The sequence below is a fragment of the Dermabacter sp. HMSC06F07 genome (assembly GCF_001807345.1).
GTDB classification, from domain to species: domain Bacteria; phylum Actinomycetota; class Actinomycetes; order Actinomycetales; family Dermabacteraceae; genus Dermabacter; species Dermabacter hominis.
Genome location: NZ_KV788581.1, coordinates 42,209 through 45,191, shown reverse-complemented (window position 1 = coordinate 45,191; position 2,983 = coordinate 42,209). Strand labels below are relative to the sequence as shown.

1 protein-coding gene is annotated in these 2,983 nt (G+C 58.1%); it reads left to right on the top strand.

Features of this window, described 5'->3' with window-relative positions:
* Positions 1-274: 274 nt before the first annotated feature.
* Positions 275-2,983 (top strand): Cna B-type domain-containing protein (locus HMPREF3157_RS04495; RefSeq protein ID WP_070435652.1); only part of this gene is annotated, 2,709 nt, incomplete at its 3' end.

Below are 2,983 nucleotides of genomic sequence, written 5' to 3'. Positions count from 1 at the left end.
GGTGTCCACTAAACGAGGGTAACCTCAGTACTGTTAATGACAGCATTATTCTTTGCGGCGCGGCTGCCCGGTCGCGGGTCGCCAACGCCTTGTCTAGAGAGTTGGAGCCTTGAAGAGTGAACTTCGCGCCCACCCTGGGGCGCCTTTTGTGGCAGCGTGTCTAACTTTGTTGTTGATGTTGGCGGGGATGGTGAGCTTTCCGTCGGCGGCGGCGGGGGAGCCGCAAGCCGTGAACCGGCAAGTATTGAAGTGTTATGTGGAGGGGCGCTCCCACATGTGCGAGGAGGGGCAGCTCCGGGCGCTAGTGGAAGAAGCGGGCACGGTTCCCTCGCGGATTGAGATCGGCAATGGCGCTGACGTTGAACTATCGAAGACGCTCGTGATCCCGGCGGGGGCGGACATCGAGTTTGTGAATACTCTTCGGCTCCCCTTCGGTGATTCGAGAATCATCCGTGCCGATGGGTCTTTCACCGGCAGCCTTATTAGGGTGGAAAAGGGCGCGAAGCTCACGCTTTCGCAAGATCCGAGTAGCAACGATGAACGACTCATTATCGACTCGCGTGCCCAGTATGAACACGTGGTCAAAGGCTCGTCGTTCGCCCCTACTGTGGATGTGCGCGGCGAATTAGTGATGAACGAAGGAAGCATCACGGGGGCGCGAAAGCTTACGGGGAGTTATGAAGGCGCGGTCACCGTCACGGGTGAAGACGCGAAATTTACCCTCAATGGTGGTTCGGTCACGGACAACCAGCGAAAACTCGGTTCCGCATCCTCCACGCAGTACGGTGCCGCGAACGTGGCACTTTACAAGGGCGCGACGATGGTCATGAACGGAGGAGAGATCTCCAAGGGCCGAACGGAAACCTCTGACGCCTACGGCGAAACGGGCGGCATCGGCGTTTTCGATGGCGCTCACCTGACCGTGAACGGCGGGAAAATTACTGACAATCACGGCTGGGTTGGCAATATCAACGCCTTCAATTGGCAGCAGTCCGTGTGCTCTAAGGAGGACACTGCGGCAACGCGCGCACGCGTCGATATTAATGGCGGTGAATTCTCCAACGGCAGCGCCGCGTTCGGTGGCGGTGGCATCAATGTCTTTGGGAACGCCGACGTCACGATGAATGGTGGCACCATCAAAGACAACTACGCATCGAACGGTGGCGGCGTTAACGCCATGGATTTGTATGTGTGGGGAGCGAGCGGTACCTGGGCTGAAGTTGCTGGTGACGGAAAAAACTGCGGTTTTACTCCCGAGGAATGGACGAAGGTCTCACCGGGCAGCTTCACGATGAACGGCGGCTCAATCACGGGCAATACTGCCTCTCGTACCGGGGGCGGCATCAACGTGGTGTCAAACGGCGTGCACGTGAACGCGGGCCTCATCGAAGGCAATGAGGCAAGGCATCAAGGCGGTGGCGTCTACATTGCGACCAAGTCGTATGCCGCTCATTTCAAGGACGCTCTTATCACCGAGAACGAGGCAACTTCGGATAGGGGAGTGGCCTTTGGTGGCGGTATTTGGCTTTGCCCAACCGGCAATCTGACGATGCACGTGACGAACGGGGCCGCGGTGTTTGAGAACATTGCGAGCCGGAAGCGAGCCAGTGGGCAATGGGGCGATGACATTGCCCATGACAACTACGGAACCGCAAGCAAGGCCGGTGTGCGCATGGATTCGCGCATGCTTGGTGGCGGAATTCCCGCGTACTACAAGGATGGTTCGTCCTCGTCCGACCGCTTCGATCCCGAGAACCCCGGGAAGAAGCAGGTGTTTGACGGGATCGCGAGGGATTCTGATGATTCGAGCGACTACCGAACGTCGATCTCGAACGAAGGTTTGAAGACAGTCGCGAACGCTCAAGCGAAGGATGCCGCACGGTCGTGGGCGCGACTCACCATTTCGAAGAATAAGGCTCCACGCGGGGGCGGAATCGGGTCAAACGGTGGCGTGGTTTTCGGTATTCCTGAAGCCACCAGCATTGAGGTGAAGAAAGAGTGGAAGGGGTCCGACGGTAGCCAGCTTGCGAGTGAGTCTACGGTTCCGGTCGAGGTCCAGCTTTGGGCTTCGGTTGATGGCGAGAAGTTCCCCGTGGGCCAGCCCGTCACGTTGAACGGCGAGAACGAGTGGAAGTACACGTTCACGGATCTGCCGAAGTCAAAGACCGTTGACGGTAAGCAAGTTCCCGTCTCGTACACCGTTGAGGAGGCCACGGTTGAGGGCTTCACTTCGAAGGTGACTGGTGACGCTGAGAAGGGCTTCACGATTACGAACACTCAGACACCGCCGCCCGTCACGTCGGTTGATGTGACGAAGGTGTGGAAGTCCGCCGATGGCAGTGTGCTTGACGCTGCTTCCACGGTTCCGGTGAAGGTTCAGCTCATGAAATCCGTAGCCGGGAGCACGACCGCTGTCGGTGAGCCAGTTGAGTTGAATGCCGGTAATGGTTGGAAGCACACGTTTGCGCAGCTGCCCGTCTCGGAGAAGGTTGATGGCGAACAGGTCGACGTCACCTATTCGGTCGAAGAGCTGACTGTTGAGGGGTTCGCATCGGAAGTGACTGGTGATGCGGCGAGTGGTTTCACGATCACGAATACGCAGACCCCGCCTCCGACGACCGAAGTTTCGGTGAACAAGGTCTGGAAGTCGTTTGACGGTGAGGATCTTGATCCTGCGTTGGCGATGCCGGTGAAGGTTCAGCTGATGGAGTCGACTGGTGGGGAGAAGTCTCCGGTTGGTGACCCAGTTGAGTTGAGCGCCGAGAACGGTTGGGCGCATACGTTCACTGGTTTGCCGCTGACCAAGAGCATCGATGGCAAGCAGGTTGACATCGCCTACTCGGTCGAGGAGCTTGAGGTTGACGGTTTCACCTCTGAGGTGATGGGGGATGCGGCAAGTGGTTTCACGATCACGAACACTCAGACACCGCCTACACCGCCCACGACCGAGGTCTCGGTGAACAAGGTCTGGAAGTCGTTTGAC